Genomic DNA, 20,117 nt, shown 5'->3' with positions numbered 1-20,117 from the left:
AATACATTTATTATTATAACAACATTCGTATTCAAACGAAACTAAACAGCCAATCACCGATAAGCTATCGGCAATTGGCTGTATAAAAGGTGTTTTGATCCCTGTCTCAAAAACAGGGGTCAGTCCCCATGCTGTGCCGGCTTTTAAAAAAACAGTGTCTTTTTGACTAGTTTCTTCTATATAAATAGTCCTTTTATGAACTCGGACGAATCAATGTAAATTCTTCACCGAGCTTTGCATAATGGTTTCCGGCTAATCTGGAAGCCGGCTTTAATTCGTCCGTCAAAATATACCCTTTTTCTGCGTCATACACCTTCTCATCGAGGTGAAAACAGACAACTCTGCCAATAAGCAGATCAGCCGTGGTCACACCATGATCATTGTCGAAGGTGATATGCCGTTCGAGCTTGCATTCAAAACGAATGCGGGCTTCTTGGATGCCGGGCACTGAAACAGCCGTGCTCTCTACAGAATGGAGAGAGGTGCGTGTCATTTCACTTTCGTCCGGCCCTAAACTTGCCGCCGTTTCATTGATGTCTTCAATGATGGCTTCATCACTGACATGGACGACAAATTCACCGTTTTTTATCGCGTTTCTGGCTGTGTCTTTTTGCCGGCCTTCTGATCGGTTAACAGAAATACTGAGTAGCGGAGGATCTGAGCTGACCACGTTATAGAAACTGAAAGGTGCCGCATTGATTGCCCCGCCTGAAGAAAGTGTTGTAACAAATGCGATCGGGCGCGGAATAACGGCTCCTGACAGCAGCTTATACGTCTCTTTGGCACTAAGCTCTTCAGCTTGAAATATGTACACAACAACACCGCCTTTATTGTAAGAGTACCATGATTATAACGAAATCCATTCAAGGAAACCAAATGATGCGGGTTGCATATGCTATGTCATGACATATAACTGATATAGGGGAATTAGAAAATAGGCTACCGTACGTATGCCGGAGCCTATGATGACAGTTTCATTATTTATATTTCTTTTTGACTACCCAGCAATTGCCGTCTTTCCAGAACTCTTTTTTGCTGTCGTAATCATCTTTTTTGCGATGATGATCATTTTTCCAGTGTTTTTTGCGAGAGCGGTACGACTTTTTGTAGCTGCGAGATTTTCTGTGTGAACAGAATGATTTTTTGTAGCTGCGAGATTTTCTGTGCGAACAGAATGATTTTTTGTAGCTGCGAGATTTTCTGTGCGAACAGAATGATTTTTTGTAGCTGCGAGATTTCTTGTGTGAGCAGTAGGATTTTTTGTAGCTGCGAGATTTCTTGTGTGAGCAGTAGGATTTTTTGTAGCTGCGAGATTTCTTGTGTGAGCAGTAAGATTTTTTATGGCTGCGAGATTTCTTGTGTGAGCAGTAAGATTTTTTATGGCTGCGAGATTTCTTGTGTGAACAGTAAGATTTTTTATGGCTGCGAGATTTTTTGTGTGAGCAGTAAGATTTTTTATGGCTGCGAGATTTCTTGTGTGAGCGGTGCGACTTTTTATGACTGCGTTTTTTTCCACGAGGCTCTTGGTATAAATAAGTTTTTAAACCTTCTTTTTTTGCGGATTTCACCGCTTCTTTGATATCAGAATGGGAATAGTGGCCCAATTGAAATCCTCCTTTTTTTAATTTGTTTAAGGATGAAGATCCTTACTACACACATAGTACGCACGATTGTAAAAAGTGTATAAGTGTTCCGCTGAGATCTCACAAAAATAAAAGCCTAATTTTGAAGGGGGACTACGGATGAAGAATCAATCAAATTTGCCTCTTTATCAGCTGTTTATTCATCCAAAAGACTTACGGGAATTAAAAAAGGATATATGGGACGATGAACCGGTTCCGGCTGTGTTGAAAGTGAATCAGAAAAGATTTGATATCGACATTGCTTATCGCGGATCTCATATTAGGGATTTCAAAAAGAAGTCGTACCATATTTCCTACTATCAGCCGAAAACATTTCGCGGCGCCCGCGAGGTTCACTTGAATGCGGAATATAAAGATCCTTCCATGATAAGAAACAAATTGTCTCTCGATTTTTTCTCAGAGCTGGGGACGCTGTCTCCAAGGGCAGAATTTGTGTTTTTAAAGGTAAATGGAAAGAATGAAGGAGTGTATCTTGAGCTTGAATCCGTGGATGAATATTATTTAAGGAAAAGGAAGCTGGCGGACGGAGCGATTTTTTACGCGGTTGATGATGATGCTAATTTTTCTCTTGTGAGTGATTTGGAGAGGGAAACGAAGAAGTCGCTTGAGCATGGGTATGAAAAGAAGACAGGGACCGAGGAAGACGATTTTTATTTACAGGATATGATTTTTAAAATTAATACTGTCCCTAAAGCCCAATTTAAAACAGAAGTGACAAAACACGTGAATATCGATAAGTATTTGCGCTGGCTGGCCGGCATTGTGTTCACCTCAAACTATGACGGGTTTGTCCATAATTACGCTTTGTACAGAAGCGGGGAAACCGGATTATTTGAAGTGATTCCTTGGGACTATGATGCCACCTGGGGCAGGGATATCCATGGAGAGCGGATGGCTGCAGATTACGTAAGAATTCAAGGATTTAATACATTGACCGCCCGCATTTTGGATGAAACCGAATTTCGCAAATCCTATAAGCATCTCCTAGAAAAAACACTCCAATCTCTCTTTACAATTGAATATATGAAACCAAAAATATTGGCGCTTTATGATCAAATCAGGCCGTTTGTCCTGATGGACCCATATAAAAAGAGTGATATTGAACGTTTTGACCGTGAGCCGGAAGTGATTTTTGAGTATATTAAAAATCGTTCACAATACATCAAAAGCAATTTAAGTATTTTGTGAATCCATGATTATAGGTATTCGCTGAAAATCAGACAATTAGGCTATTGAATTAGTTCAAGAAATAACTGTGACACGTATAAATGCAATATATTTATCATCTATGTATAAATGACTAGGAGGGTAATGAATGAGCAAGAGGAGAACTAAAAATTATTCAAATCATGATATATCTTACTATCATTTTTTGCATTCAATGCAAGATAAAATTGTCACTGTATATCGAGGAGGTCCCGAATCTAAAAAAGGAAAATTGGTAGCTGTAAAATCAGATTATATCGCTTTACAAACTGAAAAAAAAACCATTTATTATCAATTGGATCATGTAAAAAGTATTACAGAGGATACCAATAATAGCACAACAACAATTGAGACGGCAGAAATGGCTGATGCTGATGATTTTCACAGCTTAATCGGACAATTAATGAACCAATCCGTTCAATTAAATCAAGGCGGTCCGGAATCTAAAAAAGGAAGTTTGGTGTGGCTAGGAGATGATTACGCTGCGTTAAACACAAGTGAGGATGGAGTAGTTTATTTTAATATTCATCACATCAAAAGCATAAGTAAACATGAGTCCGCTTTAAATAAAGAAGGACATACGCCAAGTGTCTTGGAAGCTGATAACCTAAACGAAGTTTTTAAGAGTTTAACTCATAAATGGGTTTCGATTAATCGAGGAGGACCAGAAGCAATTGAAGGTATCCTCGTAGATAATGCGGATGGTCATTATACTTTAGTGAAAAATCAAGAAGTGCTTCGCATATATCCTTTTCATATCAAGAGCATCAGCTTAGGCCCAAAAGGCTCTTACAAAAAAGGTGATCAAAAGAAAGAACATGATGATAAAGAAGAAAGCAAAAATGATATAGACCAAAAACAAGAAAAAGAGGGGGACAGTAGCTCGTTAACATATTCAAAATCACATAGCTCATCAAGTTCGTCCAAATCAAATAAACGGTCACCGAAATCTTCAGATTATCAATCGTCAACATATGATCGTTCGTCAGATACCAGCAGTTCGTCCAAATCATATCGGTCACCAAGATCTTCAGATTATCAATCGTCAAAATATGATCGTTCATCAGACACCAAAAGTTCGTCCAAATCATATCGGTCACCAAGATCTTCAGATTATCAATCGTCAAAATATGATCATTCATCAGACACCAAAAGTTCGTCCAAATCATATCGGTCATCAAGATCTTCAGATTATCAATCGTCAAAATATGATCGTTCATCAGACACCAAAAGTTCGTCCAAATCATATCGGTCATCAAGATCTTCAGATTATCAATCGTCAAAATATGATCGTTCATCAGACATCAAAAGTTCGTCCGAATCATATCGGTCACCAAGATCTTCAGATTATCATAGCACCGGAAGCCAAAAGGAAGATTATAGCTATGAAACGATTGTCAAAACGATAGACTATCATTGGAAGCGCAAATTTTAATAGATAATGAAGGTGCATCAATAAAGTGATGCCCTTTTTCATTCAATTAAAGGGGGAGAATGGTGAAAGGTTTGAATCAATTTCTTGACACAGATGTTGATGTTGTCATTTCAGGAGATACAAGATTTGTTGGCACACTTATAGATATTGGACAGGATATTTTTGTTATATTTAATGGCTGCAATTATCTTTATATTCCCTTGCTGCATCTCCATCAAATGAACAAAGCAATAATAAATACGAATACTGGGAAACCAATTTTAAGAGATCCGGAAGATACAATAATGCAGGCGGAACATAATAGTTTTTCTTACAGAAACACATTAAACAATGTGAAAGGCAAATTTATTGAAGTTTATGTAACTGGGGATCGGTCGATACATGGATATGTTACCAGTGTTTTAAATGATTATATTGTATTTTTTTCACCTGTATTTAAAACACTTTTCATATCTATGCATCACTTAAAATGGTTTACCCCTTATTCAACAGAGCAAACGCCGTACACTCTTGACAACTCTCAATTGCCTGTCGTACCTTCCAGTGTTTCACTTGTACGTAATTTTGAGGAGCAGATCAAAAAATATGTTGGCCAATTGGTTATATTTGATATGGGGGAAGTGCCAGAAAAAGTCGGTCTATTAAAAGATGTATCTAATAATATCATTGAGCTTATTAACGCAAGTGGAAAGTCAATCATTTGGAAGTTAAATCATCTAAAGACAATGCATCTCCCCTAGCGTAGCCTCTACTGAAAATAAACTGCCCTCGAATAGCAGAAGGCAGTTTTTTTATTTCATACACTGCTAAAGAAATAACCAACTGATCCAAAAATATAAACATGTTAACGTAAAAAGAACAGTCAGCGGAATGATTAAAATGGTTGTTTTTAAATATTCACCCCAAGAAATACTTTCATCATGCTGTTTTAAAATATGCATCCAAATAAGTGTTGCTAATGTTCCTATAGGTAATAATAAGGAACCAATATCACTGCCAATAATATTTGCCAAGTAGATGATTTTTGCTGTTGAAGGATTCAGGCTCATTTCTGTTAAAGTAAAAGTACTGATCATTAAAGCCGGATGGTTGTTGAATAGATTCGAAAAAACAGAGGTAGAGATACCTGATACAAAAGTAGCGTAGGAGAGGCTTCCAGAAACTATCGGTTTGAAATGATTTACAATTAATTCAGTAAATCCTATATTGTGCAGTCCATAAATGAGGACATACATAGTAAAAGCAAAAATAAAAATGTGCCAAGGTGCCTTGAAGAACAAGTCTCTGGGAGAGGTTTTGAAATAAACCCATCTCCAGGCCAAAAGGATAATTGATCCGATGACAGCGACAAGAGGAACGGAGATACCGGTATATGACGCGGCAAATAAGCTGATTCTGACGAGAAAAACAAATGCGAGTACAAATAACATTATCTTTGTTTGATTTCGTTCCGGTATCGGAGCTGATGGCGAATGAAGGGGATGGTACCTTCTGTGTCGCAGAGACTGAAAATGGTTCGGTATATCCGGCAGGCTTTTAGGAAGACGTTTATAAAAGAAAATAAACAGTAGACAAGCCATAAAAATGAGTCCCATCATACTAGGGACAAACATCATGGCAGTGTGCAAATATAAATCCATTCCAATCATTTTGAGAGAAATTAAATTTACAATATTACTTACGCCGATCGGTGCGCTGGAGGCTGTAGCTATTAAAACGCCGCTTATGAGATAAGGGGTTTTTTGATGTTTTTTCAAACCTAAATATTTTAAAACCAGCAAAAGGATGGGGGTTGTGATCAAAACGCTCCCATCATTATTTAGGAAAATGGTCATTAAAAAGCAAAGTGAATTGGTTAACCAAAAAAGCTTGATGCCTGATCCCCTGGATTGTTGGAGCAGCTTTGCAGCCACCCAATAAAAGAACCCAAAACTTTCTAATGCAATGGCCATGATCATAGTGGCAAGAATTGTGACCGATGCACCCGTGACTTTTGATCCTATTTCTCCTAAGTCGGTCAATGACACACTTCCGCATAATAACACCATTAAAGCGCCTATTGTCGCGGGGATAGCTTCATTTAATCCTTTCGGTCTCCAGAAAATAAAAATCATTGTTATGAAAAAAGCGAGCAATGTTAATATACTCGTGAACTGTGTAATATATTTCACCTCTCTATCTATCATTCTAAAATCAAACGATTGTCATACGCTTACTAGTATCCTTGCCAACTATTTGTACTGTATGTATACGTATACTGATATGAAGTTGTACTAAGCGATTATATTATATTAATTAAAATTCCATGAGAATCCCAAAAGAAAAAAGAGTTTGCAAGTATCATTTCAGGTACTTGCATCACTCTCTTTAGTTCTTAACTGCTGACAATTTGAAATATTAATAAATTGCTTCAAAAGCGGATTTTGATTGTCTTTGCGATAGGCGATAACCCATTCGGCATTCAGCTGTATTTTATCTATTGTTCGATAAGTCACATCCAAGTTAAATAATTTTTTAGCTGAGGAAGGTACAAATGTAATCCCGATGCCGGCGCTGACTAATCCAATGACCATTTGATATTCAGTTGCTTCTTGTACAATGTTTGGCTTAAAGCCAGCCTGCTCACAAAATTGGATGAAATCAACGTATAAAGTAGGCCATGCTTCCTTGGCTACAGTAATAATCGGTTCATCTCTCAAATCTTCAATTGTAATGGCTTCCTTAGATGTTAACGGGTGTTGTTTAGGCAAAGCTAAAACACAAGGGCTGCTTTGGGCGATTTCAGTATGCAATGCTGTGTGCTGTAAAGGAGGATGAAGTATACCAATATCAATGTTGCCCTTTAGCAGCTCCTCTTGCTGCCTAAACGAGGATATTTCACGTAATTCTATTTTTACTGATGGGAATTTTTTACGATATTCCCGGACAATCGGCGGCAGAAATTCATATGTAGCTGATCCGACAAAACCGATAACGAGATGGCCGTGCTCGCCGCGAGCCGTCCGCTGTGCCAATTCAATCGCTTGATCAATTTGCATCAAAGCCGTGCGGCAGTGATTTAAAAATATTTCTCCGGCTGCGGTTAGTTCCACAAATCGTTTTGTCCTCTTCAGAAGCGTCACCCCGACTTCTTTTTCCAGCTGTTTGATCTGCTGGCTGAGAGGAGGCTGTGTCATGTTCAGCCGAAGCGCAGCTTTCCCGAAATGAAGCTCTTCGGCAACTGCGATAAAGTATTGAAGGTGGCGAAGCTCCATCAATCATGCATTCCTTTCTTAGGTTAATTATTCGTAATACATATTAATCATAAGTCGAATTGATATTGGAGGTCAATTTCCAAAGAGTGTATAGTGAAACGTATCACAAGATTTATTTAAATTTTTATGTTTAAAATGCATAATAAGGAGTGAGGGTGTTGACAAAAGCAACAAAAGAACAAAAATCCCTTGTGAAAAACAGAGGGGCGGAGCTTGTTGTTGATTGCTTAGTGGAGCAAGGTGTCACACATGTATTTGGCATTCCAGGTGCAAAAATTGATGCGGTATTTGACGCTTTACAAGATAAAGGGCCTGAGATCATTGTTGCACGGCATGAACAAAATGCGGCATTTATGGCGCAGGCTGTAGGCCGTTTAACTGGAAAACCGGGAGTCGTTTTAGTCACATCAGGACCGGGTGCTTCTAACTTGGCAACGGGACTGCTGACTGCAAACACTGAAGGTGACCCTGTCGTTGCGCTTGCTGGGAACGTTATCCGTGCCGATCGTTTAAAACGGACTCATCAATCATTGGATAATGCGGCGTTATTTCAGTCGATTACAAAATACAGTGTAGAGGTTCAAGACGTAAAAAACATACCGGAAGCTGTTACAAATGCATTTAGAGCAGCGTCAGCAGGTCAGGCTGGGGCCGCTTTTGTGAGCTTTCCGCAAGATGTTGTGAATGAAGTCACAAACACCAAAAACGTGCGTGCAGTGGCATCGCCAAAACTTGGCCCTGCACCAGATGATGCAATCAGTGCGGCTATCGCAAAAATCCAAACAGCAAAACTTCCTGTTGTTTTAGTCGGAATGAAAGGCGGAAGGCCTGAAGCGATTAAAGCGGTTCGCAAGCTTTTGAAAAAGGTTCAGCTTCCATTCGTAGAAACATATCAGGCTGCCGGGACTCTTACAAGAGAGTTAGAGGATCAATATTTCGGCCGTATCGGTTTATTCCGCAACCAGCCAGGCGATCTGCTGCTTGAGCAGGCTGATGTTGTTCTGACAATCGGCTATGACCCAATTGAATACGACCCGAAATTCTGGAATGTCAATGGAGACCGGACGATTATCCATCTGGATGAGATTCTGGCTGACATTGATCATGCTTACCAGCCTGAGCTTGAATTGATCGGGGATATCCCATCTACTTTGGATCATATCGAACATGATGCCGTAAAAGTGGATTTTGCGGAACGTGAGCAAAAAATCCTTTCTGATCTAAAAGAATATATGCATGAGGGAGAGCAGGTGCCTGCAGATTGGAAATCAGACAGACTGCATCCTCTTGAAATCGTTAAAGCATTACGAAATGCAGTCGATGATAACGTCACAGTGACATGCGATATCGGTTCACACGCGATTTGGATGTCCCGTTATTTCCGCAGCTATGAGCCGTTAACATTAATGATCAGTAACGGTATGCAAACACTTGGTGTTGCGCTTCCGTGGGCAATCGGTGCTTCATTGGTGAAACCGGGAGAAAAAGTCGTTTCTGTCTCTGGTGACGGCGGTTTCTTATTCTCGGCAATGGAGTTAGAGACAGCGGTGCGCTTAAAAGCTCCAATTGTACACCTTGTATGGAACGACAGCACATATGACATGGTTGCATTCCAGCAATTGAAAAAATACAATCGTACATCTGCAGTCGAGTTCGGAAACATCGATATCGTGAAATATGCGGAAAGCTTCGGGGCAACCGGTTTGCGTGTCGAATCACCAGACCAGCTGGAAGATGTTCTGCGTCAAGCCATGAATGCTGAAGGCCCTGTTATCATTGATGTCCCAGTTGACTACAGTGATAACGTTAATTTAGCGAGTGACAAGCTCCCAAAAGAATTTGGAGAACTGATGAAAACAAAAGCTCTCTAGCACTCTGCGCACCAAGACACTGTTTTCGAAGAACAGCACATTACTAAAGGAGTGAAGGGAATATGAAACAAGAAAGCAACATTCAAATGCTGAGCCGCGGCAAAAAAGAACAGCCCGTTAGCCAAGTTTATCAAGTATCAACAATGACTTCTCTTTTAGACGGGGTATATGACGGCGATTTTGAACTGTCAGATATTCCGAAATACGGAGACTTCGGTATCGGGACTTTTAACAAGCTTGATGGAGAGCTGATTGGATTTGACGGCGAATTTTACCGTCTTCGTTCCGATGGCACTGCGACGCCTGTGCAAAGCGGAGACCGCTCTCCGTTTTGCTCATTTACGTTCTTTACACCGGATATGACGCACAAAATTGATGCGAAAATGACACGTGAAGAATTTGAAAAAGAAATCAACAGCATTCTGCCAAGTAAAAACCTATTTTATGCCATCCGGATTGACGGATTGTTTAAAAAAGTGCAGACAAGAACGGTGGAACTGCAAGAAAAACCATATGTGCCAATGATTGAAGCGGTTAAAACACAGCCGATTTTCAACTTCGACAACATCAGAGGCACAATCGTTGGTTTCTTGACTCCTGCTTATGCGAACGGAATCGCCGTTTCTGGCTATCACCTGCACTTTATTGACGAAGGACGAAATTCAGGCGGACACGTCTTTGATTATGTGCTTGAGGATTGCACGGTTACGATTTCTCAAAAAATGAACATGAATCTCAGACTTCCAAATACAGCAGATTTCTTTAATGCCAATCTGGATAACCCGGATTTCGCCAAAGATATCGAAACGACTGAAGGAAGCCCAGAATAAAAAAGCAAGCCCGCACATGTGCAGGGCTTGCTTTTTATTTGGCACTTTACCTGATTTTAGTTAAAATAACATTAAAATGATAAAGGTGTGGGTCTCATTGAAAATACTGGTTTTGGCTGTTCATCCTCAAATGGAAACCTCAGTCGTCAATAAGGCGTGGGCAGAGGAATTAAGTAAACATGACAATATCACTGTACGGGAGCTTTATAAGGAATATCCGGATGAAGGCATTGATGTTGCCAAAGAGCAGCAGCTATGCGAGCAATACGATCGGATTGTTTTCCAATTCCCGCTTTATTGGTACAGCTCACCGCCGCTTCTTAAAAAATGGCAGGATCTTGTGCTGACATACGGCTGGGCCTTCGGGTCAGAAGGGAAAGCTCTGCATGGCAAAGAGCTGATGCTGGCTGTTTCCACAGGAAGCGAAGCGGAAAAGTATCAGGCGGGCGGAGGGAATCATTATTCGATCAGTGAGCTCCTGAAGCCGTTTCAGGCGACAAGCAATCTGATTGGCATGACATATCTCCCGCCATATGTGTTTTATGGCGTGAAATACGCAAATGCTGAGGATATTGCGATCAGTGCAAAACGGTTAGCTGATTATATTCAGCAGCCTTTTTCTTAAAAAAGAAACGCCCTGTCCGGATTGGGACAGGGCTTTCTCTATTAAAAATCGGGTAATTCAGATAGGTTATTATCCTTTATGCCGTCTGGTTCACTTCGTAAAATGTCACGTCCGTATTTATGAAATACATCAACGTGAGCGATCTTTCCCGCTTTTGCTTCTGATAGCGCAGTGGGATAGTCCAGTTCTCTTCCTGTGTTCGTTTTCACCGCAATAATATTGTCTTCCTCATTTCTTCTGACCGCGATAATTTCTTCTTTTCCGGACGTATCGACTAGCTGATCGATATTTGTTTGCTTGGATTTATACGATTCATAAGCAGCTTCAAATTGATCCATTTTTCCACCTCCATCCTTTAACGTAAACAAAAATGCTGTTGATCATGTATAGGTTTCGACACGGCATACGACAATATTTCCTGAGAAATATTTTGAATGCGACAATTCAATCCATAATTAGCGAAGAAAATAGGGATTCCGTTCTGTAAACGGAATCCCTTTCGGTTATTTTGTCATCTGCAGGTCCTTTGTTTTGATATAACCTGTCTTACCGCCGTAATCTGCATAGACCCAATCAAAGTCAAAGCCGCCTTTTTTTGTTTTACTCCAGCCTAAAAAAGATACGCTTGTGTTAGCCGGGAGTGTCTTGATGCTTTTTCCTTCAGCGGATGTATATGCTTTCGTCTTTGTTTTGGTTTTTACTGTTGTTGCTGCCTTTACAATGTAATGAGTGGAGACAAAGCCTGTCTTTCCGTTTTTGTAATGAACCTTTGCCCAATCAGCGTTTGAAAACGAAATGAGCTTTAAGCTGTCGCCCAGATGAAGGGTGTCGGCTTTAGCGCTTGAAGCGGAGGCCTTTGTTCTGACATTCAGAGCCTCTGCTGAAACCAAGTAGGAATCAATCGGATAGCTGTATAAATCATCAATGCTTACGTTTGTTTCTGGCTGTTGTGCATGAATTGTGTTTGCGCCGCCGGCAGAAGCCGCAGTTATTCCGGCTGCAAGTGCAAGTGTAGACAGTATTTTCGTGGGTTTGTTCATTGCGTTCCTCTCCTCACATAAGAGAAATAATCATTTCTATTATTCCTTTCACGTTTTGGCCGGTTGCTAAACATAAAAAAGGATCAGATAAAGATCTGATCCTTTGCATTATTTTTTCGTTTCCAGTTTCAGAGGCGCTGATATTGTTTTCTTTACTTTCTTTCCATGTAAAATCTGATCCGCTGCTTCCGTTGCCAGTTTACCGATCAATTCAGGCTGCTGAGCGACAGTGGCTGAGAGCTTACCGTCATTAATCGAAGAAATGGCATCCTTATTTCCGTCAAAACCGACGACTAAAATATCTTTGCCGGAGCTGTTAATCGCTTCGAGAGCTCCAAGCGCCATTTCATCATTATGAGCGAAAACCGCTTGGATATCCGGGTGTCCTTGGAGCAGGTTTTCCATGACAGTCAGGCCTTTAGTGCGGTCAAAGTCAGCTGATTGTTTTGTGACAACGTCCAGCTTTTGATCTGCGATTTTGTGAAAGCCTGAACCGCGTTCCCGTGTAGCGGAGGCACCCGGAACACCTTCAAGCTCCGCCACCTTAGCACCTTTTCCAAGCTTGTCTGCGATGAACTCTGCGGCCATTTCTCCGCCTTTTACATTGTCTGAAGCCACGAGGGTTTCTATTTTGCCTTGTTCAGCGGACCGATCGATGGAGACGACAGGCACACCGATCGAATTTGCAGACTCTACTGCCGTTGAAATAGCCGAAGAATCAGTTGGATTAATTAACAGGGCATCAACGCCTTGCTGAATTAAGTCCTCCACATCACTTGTCTGCTTGGAGGAATCATTTTGTGCATCGACGATGATGACCTTCATTCCGCGCTTTTCCGCTTCTTTTTCAATTCCCTTTTTTAAAGAAACAAAAAAGGGATTGTTAAGCGTTGAGATCGACAAGCCGATGGTAAATTCCTTTTTCTTATCTGAGTTTGATGGCTTCGCCCATTGGGGAGGCTGGAGCGAACAGGCGCTCAATACAAACAGTGACAGTGCCAAAATGACGGATACAGCCTTTTTCATGTAAAACCCTCCTATGCTGACTTTTTGCGGTCTAATAATACCGCGATTAAAATGACAATCCCTTTAACAACCAGCTGATAAAATGATGAGACGCCAAGCAGGTTGAGTCCGTTATTGAGTGTGCCGATAATCAGCACCCCGATTAACGTTCCGACAATGCGCCCGCGGCCCCCGGAAAGACTCGTTCCGCCTAAGACAACCGCCGCGATGGCATCCAGTTCATATGATTCTCCAGCTGTCGGCTGTGCTGAGTGGAGACGGGAAGTCAAAATCGCGCCGGCAAGGGCGGATAACAGACCGGCTAAAGCATAAATCATGACTTTTACACGTGTGACTTTTATGCCTGAGATGAGTGCCGCTTTTTCATTGCCGCCAATTGCGTATGTCCGGCGCCCGAACGGCGTTTTGTGTAGCAGCACCCAAAGGATAACAAAGGCGAGAACCATTGTAATTGCAGGTACTGGAATCCCTAAGAAATAACCGCGGCCGAACAGCTGAAAGGCATAGTTAGTGCCAAGCCCTGTGATCGGGTTTCCGTCTGTATACACAAGGGTAAGTCCGCGGAAGACAGTCATGGTCGCAAGCGTCGCGATAAAAGGGGCCATTTTCCCTTTTGTGATTAACAGTCCGTTGATCATCCCGAGAAGAGCGCCAATCAGACAGCCTATGATGATGGCGAGAATCGGGTCGACACCAGATACAATCATACCCGCGACTAAGGCGCTGGACAGGGCGAGAATAGCCCCGACAGAAAGATCAATGCCGCCAGTTAAAATAACGAAGGTCATGCCGAATGCGATCAATCCGTTAATCGCTACCTGCCGAAGCAGGTTTAAAATATTCAGAGGCTCCAGGAAGCTCGGGTTTAAAATCGATACGATCATAACGAGAATAAATAAACCGAGAAACGGGCCGAGCTTCTGCATGACGCCATCGAAGTGAATCTGTTTTTGTTTTGTTTGCTTCAGTTGTTCCGTTTTCATGTTACCGCCCTCCCGTGGCAAGTGTCATAATTCGTTCTTGCGTCGCTTCACGCGCTTCGATGTCTCCGCTGATTCTGCCTTCATGGACGACGATGATTCTGTCACTCATCCCAAGTATTTCCGGCAGCTCTGATGACACCATAATGATGCCGACACCGCGTTCAGTGAGCTCGTTCATCAGCGTATAGATTTCCCGTTTCGCACCCACATCCACGCCTCTTGTCGGCTCATCCAATATGAGCACTTTTGGGCCGATACCGATCCATTTGGCAATCACGACCTTTTGCTGGTTGCCGCCGGACAAATGGCGCGCGTGCGTTTCTGGTGAAGCCGTTTTGATGGTCAGGCGTTTTATGAGAAGGTCTACAAACTCTGCTTCCCGCTTGTGATCAATGATGCCCTTTGGAGAAAAACTGGCCAAATTGGGCAGCGCAATATTTTCCCGAATCGATGTGTCGAGCAGCAGTCCTTCATCCTTACGGTTTTCCGTAATAAAACCGAGCCCTTTTTTCACAGCATCATACGGATTTTTAATAGCAGTCTTTTTTCCTGCAATCCAAATCTCACCCGAATCGAGCCGGTCAATGCCGAACAGTCCTCTCATCATTTCGGTTCGTCCGGCTCCCATTAAACCGGAAACGCCGACAATTTCACCGGAACGGACATAAAAGCTGATATCTTCAAAGCTTCCTTTTGAGGAGGCGTTTTTCACCTCAAATATTTTGTCTCCGAGTGAAGGGACGCGTTTAGGATACCGTTCCGTCAGCTCACGTCCGACCATTTTTTTCACGACCTCGTCAAAATTGGTTTCTGAAATGTTTGTTGTATCAACGGTTTTTCCGTCACGCATAATGGTGATTCTGTCGCAAATCGTAAAAATTTCTTCCATTCGATGTGAGATGTATACAATGGAAACACCGTTCTTTTTTAAAGCTGTAATGACGTCAAACAGCTTGCTGATTTCCCGTTCAGTCAAAGCCGCGGTAGGTTCATCCATAATGATTACCTCGGCATTTGTCATGAGCGCTTTTGCGATTTCAATCATCTGCTGCTGTCCGACGGAGCATTCACCCGCTTCTTGATCAAGTGAAAGAGAGACGGATAGTTTATCAAATTGTTCTTTTGCTAGCGCTTTCATTTTTCTGGTTTGTAAAATACCAAATTTCGTTGACATTTCTTTTCCGATAAATAGATTCTCAAGTACGGACATGTCCGGCCAGATATTCAGTTCTTGATGGATGAAGGCGATTCCGTGCTGCTCGGCTTCCTTTGGGTTGGAGAAATACGTCTCGTTACCATTTATGGTGATCCGTCCTTTGTCCAGTTTGTGCAGACCAGTCAGAATGTTCATCAGGGTGGACTTGCCGGCGCCGTTTTCTCCCATCAGTGCGTGAACTTCGCCGGGCTTGAGCTGAAAGGACACACCTGAAAGCACCTGGTTTTTTCCGAATGCTTTATGAATGTCATTCATTTCGATTTGCATATCGGTCCTCCTTTCTAGAAAAGCACACCCGCCTGCAGGATGCAGTTGGCGTATGGTGTGAATTCTCCTGTTCGTATGACAGCTTTAGCTTCTTTAGTCAGCTCCTTAAATTCCTCGTGGGGAAGGCAGTCAACCGCCTCTTCAGAAAAAAGGGTTTCTATAAAACTCGCATTCTCTGGATTGGATACCTTTATTTCGGATGCGACAATTACTTTTTCAACCGCCATTTCATCTGCCAGCACTGCGGCTACATCCCGGAAAGCCGGGAAACCCGGCTTCAGTGAGAGATCAATTTTCAGGACGCCGTCAGGAACGGGCAGCCCTGGATCAGCGATGACAATTTTGTCAGTATGGCCAAGGTCAGCCAATAGCTTGGCAAGATGACTGTTCAGTATACCGTGTCTTTTCATGACAGCAGCTCCTCTACTTCTTTTCTGGACGGCATCCCGCCTTGAGCGCCGAAAGAACATACAGATAGGGAGGCGGCGCGGTTTGCGAACCGTAATGCAGCTTCAATATCTTTTCCCTCCGCCAGGGTCACTGCAAGAGCCGCGTTAAACGTATCACCCGCCCCGGTTGTATCGACAGGCTCAACAGGGAAGGAAGGGATGATCCGCTCTTTGCTGCCGGATGAATAGCGCACGCCTTGTTTGCCTTCAGTGATAAAGAGCTTCGCCGGATAAAGCGCCAATGCTTCAGAAACCGTCAGCTCCGGAAATAAGATCGCCGCCTCATGTTCATTCGGCGTAAGATAGGTGGCATGGTCAATGGTTTCCTGCTTCAGCGGGCGGGCCGGTGCCGGGTTAAGCATGATCGGGATGTCGTGAGAATGGCAGTATCTGCACACTTCATCAACCGTTTCTTCCGGAATTTCCTGCTGAATCAGAACCATATCGATATTTTCAAGTTTTTCAAGAGCGTCTATCGCATAAGATGGGGTGATCCCATCATTTGCGCCTTTAACGACGACAATACTGTTATCACCTTCGGCAAGCACGATGTGGGCGGTGCCGCTTTCTTTATGTGTAACCGGTTTCATATGGTCGGTGCGTACACCGTTTGCTTTTAAATTATTCATGATGGCTGTTCCATAATGATCGTCACCAACCTTGCCAATCATAAAAACATTGGCGCCGAGTCTGGCGGCGGCAACAGCCTGATTCGCGCCTTTACCGCCCGGCACAGTTTGAAATGAAGTACCCAGTACGGTTTCGCCCGCGTTTGGGCGTTTGTCTGAGGTGACCACCAAATCCATAGAACAGCTTCCAATCACACAAATATTACGCATCGTTTTCTTCCTTTCTTGTCGTGTTTCTTCTTATATACATGACGGGCATTTGAATCGCCGTTTCTGCGAGAGGCTGTTTTTTTATGAGGCTCAAAAGAAGTTTAGCCGCTTCTTTACCCATGTCATATGCCGGCTGTTTAATCGTTGACAGCGGCGGAAACAGCAGCTCGCTTTGGGGAATATCATCGTAGCCGATAATTTGAATATCCTCGGGCACTTTTTTCCCGCGCCGCAAAGCTTCATGCAAAACAGCCGCTGCTTGAATGTCATTACTGGCAATTACCCCGTCTGTCTCAGGATATAAGACAAACAGCTCCTTTGCCAGTGCCTGTGCATCCTTAAAAGAAAAGGACGCCGTCTCGATGATCTGAAAATCAACACCCGCCTGCTGTAATACCTCTAGAGCGCCGTGAAAGCGGTCTTGGGCAGTCGGCAGGTGAGCAGGGCCCTTCAGGAGCGTAATGTGTTTGCTTTTTCCATGAACAATTGCTTCCGCTGCTAATTTTCCTCCGGTATGTCCGTCACTGGATACAGAAGGAGCGCCTTCAGGTGTTCTGTCCAGGAAAACGACTGGCTGATCAATGCCGCTGTATTCCTCAAGATGCGGATAATTTGTTGCAGCAATAATACCTGCGACATGATTTTGTTTAAAGGTTTGAAGGTATTCAAGTTCTTTATTTAATTCCTCGTCACTGTTGCCGAAAATAAGCCGATAGCCTTCCCGGTTCAATTCATCCTCCGCGCCGCGGGCAAGCTGGGGGAAGAAAGGGTTTGTAATGTCCGGAAGCAAAAGCCCGATCAGCCTGGATTCTCTTTTATAAAGAGATCTGGCGACTTCGTTCGGATAATAGTTCAGCTTCTCCATGGCGGCCATCACACGTGTTCTCGTTTCTTCATGTACATAGCCGTTGTCATTCAGGACGCGGGAGACCGTTGCAACTGAGACGCCTGCGGCTCCCGCGACATCTTTAATTGTAGCCAACACAGCTCCTCCTCATTTGTGTAACCGTTTACATAGATAGATTATCATGAACATTCCGTTATTGGCAATAAGAAAAAAATAAAACATGGCGATATAGCAAACCGAACTGTAAATGGTGTATAAATATGAGAATTTAAAGATAATCACGCTTTTTTTGACAAAGTCTTCACAAATCTGGATGAACATTTCATGAACGAATATTAAGTTTTATTAAAATTGTTTCAAAGTCATGCGTTTAGGCCTGTAAATAGGATGAAACAGATTAGACTATCCACCCAGAAAATGTTTAATTATGTTAGAGAACCTGGACCTGTTTGTTTGCCGTTTTTATTGCAGGGGCCATTAGTCAATTTGGAATGGGACTAATATTGTCTATTCCGTGCAGAAAGGATGACATTATGACCTTATCCTTAAGAAACAGGCAGAAATAATTTTATGTTCATAAGAACCGGAAACATGCATTGTATCAGCAAAAGCCTGATATACCGGGCCGGAAAAAAGATTGATTTGAAATGCATATTAAACTGAACATCCAAGGTGTGACTAAACGTCCAGAAGGAAATCATTTGGTAAATGAAAGCGCATTCGTTTTCAGTATTGAAAAAATCGATAAGATGTAAGTCCTGTCGATTTCCAAAAATAGAAAACACTTTGTAGGTACAAAATCTCTTTCAAAAGAGAAGTTTGGCTCAGTAGATTAGGGGAGATTATGTTACATAATGCCGATTGAGAATTCATAGTGATTCTATATACTGATGAATGAATTTACAACAATATAGAAGGAGATGTCGATAAGCAATGTGGTTACTCATTATAGCCTGTGCTGTCATACTGGTCATCGGAATATTAGAAAAACGGCGACATCAGAAAAACATTGATGCCCTCCCTGTTCGAGTGAATATTAACGGCATCCGAGGAAAGTCCACTGTGACAAGGCTGACAACCGGAATATTAATAGAAGCCGGTTACAAAACTGTCGGAAAAACGACAGGAACGGACGCAAGAATGATCTATTGGGATACACCGGAGGAAAAGCCGATTAAACGGAAACCTCAGGGACCGAATATCGGCGAACAAAAAGAAGTCATGAGAGAAACGGTAGAAAGAGGAGCCAACGCCCTCGTCAGTGAATGTATGGCCGTTAATCCGGACTATCAAATTATCTTTCAGGAAGAACTTCTTCAAGCTAATATCGGTGTCATCGTAAACGTGCTGGAAGATCATATGGATGTCATGGGGCCGACGCTTGATGAAATTGCAGAAGCGTTTACCGCTACTATTCCTTATAATGGCCATCTTGTCATTACAGATAGTGAATATACCGAGTTCTTTAAACAAAAAGCCAAAGAGCGAAACACAAAAGTCATCATTGCTGATAACTCGAAAATTACTGATGAATATCTTCGTAAATTTGAATATATGGTATTCCCTGATAACGCTTCTCTCGCACTGGGTGTGGCTCAAGCACTCGGCATTGATGAAGAAACAGCGTTTAAAGGAATGCTGAATGCGCCGCCAGATCCGGGAGCAATGAGAATTCTTCCGCTGATCAGTCCGAGCGAGCCTGGGCACTTTGTTAATGGGTTTGCCGCAAACGACGCTTCTTCTACTTTGAATATATGGAAACGTGTAAAAGAAATCGGTTATCCGACCGATGATCCGATCATCATTATGAACTGCCGCGCAGACCGTGTGGATCGGACACAGCAATTCGCAAATGACGTATTGCCTTATATTGAAGCAAGTGAACTGATCTTAATCGGTGAAACAACAGAACCAATCGTCAAAGCTTATGAAGAAGGTAAGATTCCTGCAGACAAATTGCATGATCTAGAGTACAAATCAACGGAAGAAATTATGGAATTGTTAAAGAAAAGAATGCACAACCGTGTCATATATGGCGTCGGCAACATTCATGGTGCCGCAGAGCCGTTAATTGAAAAAATCCACGAATATAAGGTTAAGCAGCTCGTAAGCTAGGAGGAAATGCAGACATGTTCGGATCAGATTTATACATTGCACTAATTTTAGGTGTACTACTCAGTTTAATTTTTGCGGAAAAAACAGGGATTGTGCCGGCAGGGCTTGTTGTACCGGGGTATTTAGGACTTGTGTTTAATCAGCCGGTCTTTATTTTACTCGTATTATTAGTCAGCTTGCTCACCTATGTCATTGTGAAATTCGGTTTATCCAAGTTTATGATTTTGTATGGACGCAGAAAATTCGCTGCCATGCTGATCACAGGGATCGTCCTGAAAATTGCCTTTGATTTTCTATACCCGATTGTACCATTTGAAATCGCAGAATTTCGAGGAATCGGCATTATCGTGCCAGGTTTAATTGCCAATACCATTCAGAAACAAGGATTAACAATTACGTTCGGAAGCACGCTGCTATTAAGCGGAGCGACCTTTGCTATCATGTTTGTTTACTACTTAATTTAATGTAAGG

General features: G+C 42.3%; 21 protein-coding genes. 9 read left to right on the top strand and 12 right to left on the bottom strand.

The features are described 5' to 3' along the window. Positions 1 to 86, top strand: an 86-nt coding sequence (locus WA325_RS13435) for an IS3 family transposase (RefSeq protein ID WP_134980913.1), incomplete at its 5' end; no start/stop codon positions are given. A 107-nt stretch (positions 87 to 193) separates the two neighbouring features. Here WA325_RS13435 and WA325_RS13430 read toward each other — a convergent pair. Further along, the gene (locus WA325_RS13430; RefSeq protein WP_229044135.1) at positions 194 to 814 is read right to left on the bottom strand and encodes a flavin reductase family protein; all 621 of its coding nucleotides are present in this window, start codon (positions 812 to 814) and stop codon (positions 194 to 196) included. Between the two features lie 163 nt (positions 815 to 977). Then, positions 978 to 1,604, bottom strand: a complete 627-nt coding sequence (gene cotG, locus WA325_RS13425; protein WP_336183773.1) for a spore coat protein CotG — start codon at positions 1,602 to 1,604, stop codon at positions 978 to 980. Positions 1,605 to 1,742: 138 nt separating this feature from the next. Between cotG and cotH the strand changes: the two genes are divergently transcribed. From cotH to WA325_RS13410, 3 genes are all read left to right on the top strand, one after another. After that, positions 1,743 to 2,831, top strand: a complete 1,089-nt coding sequence (gene cotH / locus WA325_RS13420) for a spore coat protein CotH (protein ID WP_105990850.1) — start codon at positions 1,743 to 1,745, stop codon at positions 2,829 to 2,831. A gap of 127 nt (positions 2,832 to 2,958) precedes the next feature. Then, positions 2,959 to 4,284: a spore coat protein CotH gene (locus WA325_RS13415; protein ID WP_326327073.1), complete on the top strand. Its 1,326-nt coding sequence runs from the start codon at positions 2,959 to 2,961 to the stop codon at positions 4,282 to 4,284. A gap of 62 nt (positions 4,285 to 4,346) precedes the next feature. Next, complete coding sequence (locus tag WA325_RS13410) at positions 4,347 to 5,024, top strand: DUF2642 domain-containing protein (RefSeq protein ID WP_336183771.1); 678 nt, start codon at positions 4,347 to 4,349, stop codon at positions 5,022 to 5,024. 66 nt (positions 5,025 to 5,090) lie between these two features. Here WA325_RS13410 and WA325_RS13405 read toward each other — a convergent pair whose 3' ends face one another. Next, positions 5,091 to 6,419 carry an arsenic transporter gene (locus tag WA325_RS13405; RefSeq protein ID WP_101864992.1) on the bottom strand — a complete coding sequence of 443 codons (1,329 nt, stop codon included), beginning with the start codon at positions 6,417 to 6,419 and terminating at the stop codon, positions 5,091 to 5,093. Positions 6,420 to 6,629: 210 nt separating this feature from the next. Then, on the bottom strand, positions 6,630 to 7,538 hold the full coding sequence (alsR, locus tag WA325_RS13400) for an acetoin biosynthesis transcriptional regulator AlsR (protein WP_059292399.1): 909 nt from the start codon (positions 7,536 to 7,538) through the stop codon (positions 6,630 to 6,632). Between the two features lie 158 nt (positions 7,539 to 7,696). On the opposite strand from alsR, the gene alsS reads away from it, so the two are divergent. The 3 genes from alsS to WA325_RS13385 all read left to right on the top strand — a co-directional run bounded on the left by alsS (position 7,697) and on the right by WA325_RS13385 (position 10,864). Further along, complete coding sequence (gene alsS / locus WA325_RS13395) at positions 7,697 to 9,409, top strand: acetolactate synthase AlsS (protein WP_059292400.1); 1,713 nt, start codon at positions 7,697 to 7,699, stop codon at positions 9,407 to 9,409. A 62-nt stretch (positions 9,410 to 9,471) separates the two neighbouring features. Then, positions 9,472 to 10,239, top strand: coding sequence for an acetolactate decarboxylase (budA, locus tag WA325_RS13390; protein WP_227598616.1), 768 nt, complete (start codon positions 9,472 to 9,474; stop codon positions 10,237 to 10,239). 97 nt (positions 10,240 to 10,336) lie between these two features. Further along, positions 10,337 to 10,864: an NAD(P)H-dependent oxidoreductase gene (locus WA325_RS13385; protein ID WP_336183770.1), complete on the top strand. Its 528-nt coding sequence runs from the start codon at positions 10,337 to 10,339 to the stop codon at positions 10,862 to 10,864. Between the two features lie 41 nt (positions 10,865 to 10,905). Here WA325_RS13385 and WA325_RS13380 read toward each other — a convergent pair whose 3' ends face one another. From WA325_RS13380 to WA325_RS13345, 8 genes are all read right to left on the bottom strand, one after another. Further along, complete coding sequence (locus tag WA325_RS13380) at positions 10,906 to 11,202, bottom strand: DUF3892 domain-containing protein (RefSeq protein WP_105990854.1); 297 nt, start codon at positions 11,200 to 11,202, stop codon at positions 10,906 to 10,908. Between the two features lie 165 nt (positions 11,203 to 11,367). Then, complete coding sequence (locus tag WA325_RS13375; RefSeq protein WP_024123075.1) at positions 11,368 to 11,904, bottom strand: SH3 domain-containing protein; 537 nt, start codon at positions 11,902 to 11,904, stop codon at positions 11,368 to 11,370. Positions 11,905 to 12,012: 108 nt separating this feature from the next. After that, positions 12,013 to 12,930, bottom strand: coding sequence for a ribose ABC transporter substrate-binding protein RbsB (gene rbsB / locus WA325_RS13370; protein WP_336183769.1), 918 nt, complete (start codon positions 12,928 to 12,930; stop codon positions 12,013 to 12,015). Between the two features lie 11 nt (positions 12,931 to 12,941). Then, entirely contained in the window at positions 12,942 to 13,913 is a 972-nt protein-coding gene (gene rbsC, locus WA325_RS13365) for a ribose ABC transporter permease RbsC (protein WP_336183768.1), read from the bottom strand. Position 13,914: 1 nt separating this feature from the next. After that, positions 13,915 to 15,396, bottom strand: coding sequence for a ribose ABC transporter ATP-binding protein RbsA (rbsA, locus tag WA325_RS13360; RefSeq protein ID WP_095712872.1), 1,482 nt, complete (start codon positions 15,394 to 15,396; stop codon positions 13,915 to 13,917). A 14-nt stretch (positions 15,397 to 15,410) separates the two neighbouring features. After that, positions 15,411 to 15,806, bottom strand: coding sequence for a D-ribose pyranase (gene rbsD / locus WA325_RS13355; RefSeq protein WP_336183767.1), 396 nt, complete (start codon positions 15,804 to 15,806; stop codon positions 15,411 to 15,413). Then, positions 15,803 to 16,684 (bottom strand): ribokinase, encoded by an 882-nt coding sequence (gene rbsK, locus WA325_RS13350; RefSeq protein ID WP_336183766.1) that lies wholly within the window; start codon positions 16,682 to 16,684, stop codon positions 15,803 to 15,805. The genes rbsD and rbsK overlap by 4 nt, the downstream gene beginning before the upstream one ends. Continuing rightward, positions 16,677 to 17,666 (bottom strand): LacI family DNA-binding transcriptional regulator, encoded by a 990-nt coding sequence (locus WA325_RS13345; RefSeq protein ID WP_105954049.1) that lies wholly within the window; start codon positions 17,664 to 17,666, stop codon positions 16,677 to 16,679. The genes rbsK and WA325_RS13345 overlap by 8 nt, the downstream gene beginning before the upstream one ends. Positions 17,667 to 18,464: 798 nt before the next feature. On the opposite strand from WA325_RS13345, the gene pgsB reads away from it, so the two are divergent. Further along, on the top strand, positions 18,465 to 19,646 hold the full coding sequence (gene pgsB, locus WA325_RS13340) for a poly-gamma-glutamate synthase PgsB (RefSeq protein WP_019715925.1): 1,182 nt from the start codon (positions 18,465 to 18,467) through the stop codon (positions 19,644 to 19,646). A 14-nt stretch (positions 19,647 to 19,660) separates the two neighbouring features. Continuing rightward, positions 19,661 to 20,110: a poly-gamma-glutamate biosynthesis protein PgsC gene (pgsC, locus tag WA325_RS13335; RefSeq protein WP_010332116.1), complete on the top strand. Its 450-nt coding sequence runs from the start codon at positions 19,661 to 19,663 to the stop codon at positions 20,108 to 20,110. The last annotated feature ends 7 nt before the right edge of the window (positions 20,111 to 20,117 follow it).

The sequence above is a fragment of the Bacillus sp. 205(2023) genome, assembly GCF_037027485.1.
Classification (GTDB): Bacteria; Bacillota; Bacilli; order Bacillales; family Bacillaceae; genus Bacillus; species Bacillus halotolerans.
Note: the sequence above shows the minus strand (reverse complement) of the source record. Positions and strands in the feature narration are given on the sequence as shown.